7 protein-coding genes are annotated in these 7,060 nt (G+C 37.3%); 1 reads left to right on the top strand and 6 read right to left on the bottom strand.

The genetic code is table 11. The annotated features are described in order from the left end of the window. From recF to dnaA, 4 genes are all read right to left on the bottom strand, one after another. On the bottom strand, positions 1-509 hold a 509-nt coding region (recF, locus tag Q8865_10645), incomplete at its 3' end, for a DNA replication and repair protein RecF (GenBank protein ID MDP4153874.1). Positions 510-532: 23 nt separating this feature from the next. Continuing rightward, positions 533-751, bottom strand: a complete 219-nt coding sequence (locus Q8865_10640) for an RNA-binding S4 domain-containing protein (GenBank protein ID MDP4153873.1) — start codon at positions 749-751, stop codon at positions 533-535. 26 nt (positions 752-777) lie between these two features. Further along, the gene (gene dnaN / locus Q8865_10635; GenBank protein MDP4153872.1) at positions 778-1,884 is read right to left on the bottom strand and encodes a DNA polymerase III subunit beta; all 1,107 of its coding nucleotides are present in this window, start codon (positions 1,882-1,884) and stop codon (positions 778-780) included. 255 nt (positions 1,885-2,139) lie between these two features. Further along, the gene (dnaA, locus tag Q8865_10630) at positions 2,140-3,477 is read right to left on the bottom strand and encodes a chromosomal replication initiator protein DnaA (GenBank protein MDP4153871.1); all 1,338 of its coding nucleotides are present in this window, start codon (positions 3,475-3,477) and stop codon (positions 2,140-2,142) included. Between the two features lie 177 nt (positions 3,478-3,654). Here dnaA and Q8865_10625 point away from each other — a divergent pair, with 177 nt between their 5' ends. Continuing rightward, complete coding sequence (locus Q8865_10625; GenBank protein MDP4153870.1) at positions 3,655-4,338, top strand: hypothetical protein; 684 nt, start codon at positions 3,655-3,657, stop codon at positions 4,336-4,338. Here the strand turns inward: Q8865_10625 and Q8865_10620 are convergent. Both Q8865_10620 and Q8865_10615 read right to left on the bottom strand, forming a co-directional pair. Then, the gene (locus tag Q8865_10620) at positions 4,307-5,128 is read right to left on the bottom strand and encodes a GNAT family N-acetyltransferase (GenBank protein MDP4153869.1); all 822 of its coding nucleotides are present in this window, start codon (positions 5,126-5,128) and stop codon (positions 4,307-4,309) included. The two genes, Q8865_10625 and Q8865_10620, sit on opposite strands and share 32 nt — an antisense overlap. Positions 5,129-5,260: 132 nt before the next feature. Next, positions 5,261-7,042, bottom strand: a complete 1,782-nt coding sequence (locus Q8865_10615; protein ID MDP4153868.1) for a phosphoenolpyruvate carboxykinase (GTP) — start codon at positions 7,040-7,042, stop codon at positions 5,261-5,263. Between the last annotated feature and the right edge of the window lie 18 nt (positions 7,043-7,060).

Here is a 7,060-nt window from a genome sequence, read left to right as displayed (position 1 = left end):
TTATGAATATCACGAAGCAAAGCATTCTTATGAATCAAAAGCCTTGAGTAATCCTCTGTTGCCTTAAAATAACGAGGTTTTAAAGAAGAAATCGCAATGTCAAGAAATTTACGTCTCTCACTAGGACCTTCTTTAACTAAATTTAAATGCTCTGGTGCAAACAGAACTGTATAAAAGTTTCCGTTCATGTCTGCATATTTTTTAATTTCGACTTCATTTAGAAAAATACGCCGGCGTTTATCTGAAAAAAGATTGATTTCATAAAGCTGTTCTCTTTTATCGGTTGAAAACTCCATTTGGAGATTTGATTTTACAGAGTTAAAACGAATAAGATCACGGTCACGGCTAGCTCTAAAACTTTTACCCTGGGAAAACAGATATACACTCTCAAGCATATTTGTCTTTCCCTGAGCATTTTTTCCTAATATAACATTAACATTTCCGGCGAAATTAACGTCGATATGTGATATGTTTCTAAAATCATCTAATACAAGCCGCGTTACTTTCATTTAACACAAAGCTCCATAAAGTTTTAACTACCTAAAACTTTTAATTGAATATCTTTAACAGATACGATATCACCATTAAAGATTTTTTTTCCTTTTTCCAAGCAGATTTTATCATTTACCTTAACATTACCAGATGTAATAAGTTCACCTGATTCACCGCCGGACATTGCTATCCCTGCATATTTTAATAATTGGGAGAGTTTAATAAATTCCGTATTTATAACCACATCTTGTTTTTTCATATTCATCCCTTGTTTCACGTGAAACATTATTCATTTTTTAAGCGTACAGGCAAAACTAGAAAAGTGAAAGAACTACTGTTAACAGGTTTTATCACCATAGGTGACAGACTATCCTTAAGACCAATTTCAACTTCATCACATTCGGTATTTCTGAATGCTTCGCTTAGATATTTGTTATTAAATCCAATTTCGACCTCACCGCCATTAGATTGTACGCTAAATTTATCTTCAACTCTTCCAAGAGGGGATACGCAAAGTAAAACTACGTCATCTTTTTCAAATTTCAGACGTATTGGGCTTCTCTGGCGTTCACTGATAAGTAGTGAAGCCCTGTCTATACTATCTACAAAAGTTTTAACGTCTGCAATAATATGAATCGGCATTTCTTTTGGAATTGCATTTTTGTAATTTAAAAAATCACCCTCAAGAAGCCTAGTCATAAGGACAATATTTTCTATTTCAAAAATAGCGTGTTTTTCAGCTATATTTATATTAACTAAAGTTTCAGTGTCATCAATCATACGTAAAAGCTTTGTTAAAGATTTACCTGGTACTATGAATGAAAATTTTTGGTCTGGAGGTAAATCAATTGATTCCTGCCTCAATGCAAGCCTGTATCCATCAACACCAACAGAATTTATAACATTACCTTCTATGTTGAATAAGCATCCGGTATGTACAGGTTTATTTTCGTTTATCGATACAGCGTATACTGTTTGCTTTATCATACTTCTAAGTAAATTTTCTGGAAGAGATAAAGATTTGTTATATTCAATTCTAGGAAGTTCAGGAAACTCATCTGGAGATATGCCGCTTATAAAAAATTTAGACATTCCACATACTATATCAGTCTTTAAATCATCTTTTATGGTAACATTTACCACGTCATCAGGTAATTTCTTTATTATTTCACTGAATGTTTGAGCATTAAGTACAATACTGCCTTTTTCTTCTACACTTGCTTCTAAAGTTACTACAATCCCAATTTCGAGATCATAACCGGTTATTGTCAGCTGAGTATCTGCTGTAATCAATAGACCTTCCAGAGCGGGAAGAGAGGACTTTGAAGTAACAGCTCCTAATGCATGAGTGAGACCATTTAGCAAGCTATTTCTTTGAATTGAAAATTTCATGGGTACCTCCGTAAATAAATCCTAGTTAATTGCAGGAAAGGATAGGATAAAAATATAAATATATAGATGTAGCAGTAGGGGGTGTGGAAAGTGTGGATAACACTTGTAATGCAGGCAGATTGCAGAATAAACGTCTTAAATAGCTGTTAATAAACTAAAACTATCAATTGAATAAATAATGTCTTATTATAAACAATCCGTACAGGCTGTTGATATATGCCTGTGGATAACATGTAACTTGTGGATAAAAATATGTTAGACACTTATATTTTTTATAAAATCATTTACCTCTGATTTTAGTCTGTAGTTAGTTTCCATATTCTTTTCGATTTCTTTTATTGCATTTAGAACTGTAGTATGATGGCGCCCACCAAAAGCTTCTCCGATAAGAGGAAGTGAAAGATCAGTAACTTCTCTTATTACGTACATAGCAACAAAACGAGCATTAACAAGTTCTGCATTACGTTTGCTTCCTTTTAAATCGTCAATCGAAATATTATAGTATTTTGAAACATCCTCAATTACTCGATTGACAGTTACTGAAACAGGAACGCTGTCGGATAGAATATCTTTGATCGCATCTGAAGCTAGCTGAATATCAACGGGGCGGTTATTCAAAATACGAAACGCTTTGATTTTCTGAACAGCACCTTCAAGTTGTCTGACGTTGCTTTTTAAACGAGTAGCAAGAAATTCTACTACAGGAATAGGCATTTCAATTCCGACTTTTTCTGCTTTTTTTGTGATTACAGCACAGCGCATTTCATAGTCAGGAGGCTGAACATCGGCTATAAGACCCCATTCGAAACGCGTACGCAGTCTTTCTTCCAGAGTACGTATTTCTTTAGGCGGACGGTCTGAAGTAAGTACGATCTGTTTTTTGGCATTGTAAAGGGTGTTGAATGTGTGAAAGAATTCTTCCTGAGTGCTTTCTTTACCACCTATAAACTGAATATCGTCCATAAGAAGGACATCAACCAAACGATATTTGTTTTTAAACTGTTGTGTTGTGTTATTTTGTATCGCGGATATAAGTTCATTTGAAAAATCTTCGCTTTTTACATACAATACATTGCTTGAAGGGAAATTCTCACGTATGTAGTTTCCGATTGCAGTAATAAGATGTGTTTTGCCAAGTCCAGATCCACCATATATAAAAAGTGGATTATATGCTTCAGCAGGCTGTGTAGCAACAGCAACAGAAGCAGCATGAGCAAACTTATTTCCGCTTCCTACAATAAAGTTTTCAAAAGTATATTCATTAAAAATACTTTTAGGTTTATCACTATCACCAAAATTGGAGATTACAGGCTTTTGAGGTTTTGGCACAGGCTTTTTACCGTAATCAGCCTCCAGAACTAACGAGACTCCAACTTCGAATCCCATAACATCGGCTAAAGCCTTTTTGATTTCATCTATAAAATGGTCGTTTATTATCTGATATTGAAATGCAGTAGGGCATGTAAATGTGAACGTATCATTTTCAAAATTGACTGGACGAAGGCATTCAACCCATGTTTTTATACGTGCAGGATGATGCCGTTCACGCAGCAACTCTATACATGTGTTCCATAGTTCTTCAAAAGAATCCAAAACGGACACTCCTCATAAACAAGTAAATATATAATTAATATTTTACCAAAAAACAAGAATTATTTCAAGTAAAGTATACAATTATATATATAAATATAATATATATTTAATATAATGCACAAATTGCCTTCTTTCCCGTATTATAAAATAAAGATATACCGGAAAGGATGTGCTATTTTGAAAGTATCAGTTAAGCAAATCGAAGCAGCGCCGCTCATAAAAAATAGCGATACTGTAACTGTCAATGTGTCGTACCCGTTAGTTGAAGAAACAGGCGACAGAAAAATAGAGAAACGCATTAATAATTTTTACAGAAACCTAGCTAAAGACTATGCAGTTTATGCAGTAAAGCAAATTAGACGCCGTGCAAAAAAATTGCGAAAGAAAGATGATACATATTTAGTTCCAGTAACAGTAGAAATGACATTTAAAACACATTTCAAAGATAGCCGCTACTTGGAAGTTTTATATATCGAAAAAGAAACTCCGCCCAAAGGATATGGAAGGTCTGTATCTTATAGTGATATTTGGGATATAAAAAGTGGAGAGCTTATTAATAGAAACAAAAAACTCAGATTAAGCGGGAATACAAAGAGAAACATTATAAAAACCGTAAAACGGGACGTTGAAAGGAGAACAAAAGAGGGTGCACCTTTTTATATCAAAGGCGTTAATCACAGAATAAAACGTAATTTTGATGCTTCAAACATATATATAACAGAAATAGGCGCAGGCATTTTCTTTAAAGCAGGCAGCATTTCCACTCAGACCTCATGGATTCCGACATTTGAATGGAATACCGAAGAGAAAAAGGCCGGTAATGATAAACCTACCGCAGTCTATGAAAAGTCATCTCGTTGACAGCACCTGCCGCGGTAAAGCCAATACTTCTCACCATGTTGTTAGAGGACTCGTTAACTGCATCGGTAAATAATATAGGCGTTAGACCTTCAGCCAAAACTATTTCCGAAAGCCTGTATACAAGAGCGGCACCAAAATGCTGCTCACGATACTCAGGAAGGGTATAAATACTGTTGATGCGCCCGTGGCGGGGTGATCGGTAGACTATGTTTGCCATCGCAGTATAAACCCCAGAGCCTTTTTCCCAAAGATAGAGCCCTCCGTGGTCAATCATGGATTCTGCACTGCGGGCAGTCGCATCAAGTGCGGCTGAACTATGAAGTGACTGTTTCCAAAAATCGTCGCAAAAAGCTTTTACAGTCTCCATATGTCCAAAGGTTGCGGGAACGATTTTTCCTTCCGGCATAAATGGTTTTAAAGGGTGATCGCAGTAATAAGACATAAGTTCCATAGATCTTGAACAGCTTAAACCTGTTTTAAGCTGGTAATAAAGCGCAAATTCCTTTGCCGTTTCCGGTATAGATAAAACCTTTGAAACACCAGCTTGAGATAAGATCGCAGCAAGTTCAGCAAGACGTTCACGAAGGGGGAAGCCGTTTAATTCGGGGGTATGCCAAATCCAAGCAGGTAATTTGCTTGAAAATGCACAAATCATGTTTTCATTATCATCAATAAGCATCGTACAATCCGGTTCCGCAGCTATTCGATGAATAGGATTGGCGCGAACCTCGTCTGCAATGAAAGGAAAACTATCTAAAAAACCATCGCTTTTTTCAAAAGTTTTGAACAAGAAAATCCCTCCCTTAAAACTGCTTTTATAAATAAATTATACCATAATATAGGAAAAAATAAAACAAGCTAAAAAAACAAAGCTGACGCCGTCTTTTGAACGGTATCAGCTTTGTTTTTTGTTTGAAAAATCTTATTTCAAATTCTTTTCAAGTGCAGATAATTCATTCTTAAGGTCTTGAGGCATTCTGTCGAACTTACTATAAAATTCCTTAATGCCTTCAACTTCTTTTGACCAAAGTTCTTTATCAACATCGAGAAGATCTTTAATAGTATCCTTGCTTATATCTAATCCTTCAGTATTGATGTCCTCAACATTAGGAATATAACCGATAGGAGTTTCGATTGCATCTGCTTTACCTTCACATCTGTCAAGAATCCACATCAAAACTCTCATGTTGTCACCGAAGCCCGGCCAAATAAAGTGACCTTCGTCGTCAGTTCTGAACCAGTTAACATTGAAGATTTTCGGTTTGTTCGGGATTTTCTTGCCCATTTCAAGCCAGTGTGCGAAATAATCGCCCATGTTGTAGCCGCAGAAAGGAAGCATAGCCATCGGGTCACGTCTTACTACGCCAACAGCGCCAGCAGCAGCAGCTGTTGTCTCAGAAGCCATGATAGAGCCAACAAATACGCCGTTATCCCAACTCTTTGACTGATAAACCAGCGGAGCAGTTTTGGCACGTCTGCCGCCAAATACAATTGCAGAAATCGGTACGCCTTCAGGATTGTTGAATTCTTTGGAGAGGCAGGGGCAGTTGACTGTAGGAGATGTAAAACGAGAATTGGGGTTTGCACCCTTTTCTGAGGATGTCTTGCCATTCCATGGGTTGCCTTTCCAGTCTGTGCCGTTCTCAGGCGGATTCTTGTCAAGACCTTCCCACCAGACTGTATTGTTCTCATTGTTTAAAGCAACGTTAGTGAATATAGTATCTTTCCTCGTTGAAGCAAGTGCGTTCGGATTGGTCTTTTCGTTCGTACCAGGAGCAACGCCAAAGAAACCATTTTCAGGATTGACTGCCCAAAGTCTACCGTCTTTACCGATCCTTAGCCATGCAATATCATCACCTACGCACCATACTTTGTATCCCTTTTCTTTAAATACTGCCGGAGGAATAAGCATTGCAAGGTTAGTTTTACCGCATGCAGACGGGAATGCAGCAGAAATATATTTTACTTCGCCCTTTGGATTTTCAATGCCGAGAATAAGCATATGTTCAGCCATCCAGCCCTCGTTTTTACCAAGGTAAGAAGCGATACGAAGAGCAAAACATTTTTTGCCGAGAAGAACGTTGCCGCCGTAAGCTGAGTTAACAGACCAAATCGTGTTATCCTCAGGGAAGTGGACAATATAGCGGTTTTCGGGGTCAACATTTGCTTTGCTGTGCAGGCATTTAATAAATTCACCATTATCGCCAAGCGCTTCAAGCACTTTATTTCCGATCCTGGTCATTACGTTCATATTAACTACAACATAAATTGAGTCAGTCAGCTCAACGCCGATTTTAGCGAAAGGTGAACCGACAATACCCATAGAGTAAGGAATAACATACATTGTTCTTCCCTTCATTGAGCCTTCAAAAATATGTCCGAGCTTTTCATATGCTTCTGATGGTGCCATCCAGTTGTTTGTCGGACCGGCATCTTCTTTTTTAGAGGTGCAGATAAAGGTTCTGTTCTCTACGCGTGCAACGTCGTTTACAGCAGTTCTGTGATAATAGCAGCCCGGCAGAAGTTCCTGATTGAGTTTTATTAGCTCGCCGGTTGCAACTGCTTCTGCGCGAAGCTCTTCCAGCTGTTTTTCACTTCCGTCAATCCAAACGACCTTGTCAGGTTTTGTTAAGGATGTCATTTCACTGATCCATTGATTGAGTTTTTTGTTGGTGGTCATTTTTTTACTCCTTTTCCTCGATATATTTAACTTTATCTATCT

This window comes from Bacillota bacterium, from assembly GCA_030705925.1.
Lineage (GTDB): Bacteria > Bacillota > Clostridia > Oscillospirales > Feifaniaceae > JAUZPM01.
Note: the sequence above shows the minus strand (reverse complement) of the source record. Positions and strands in the feature narration are given on the sequence as shown.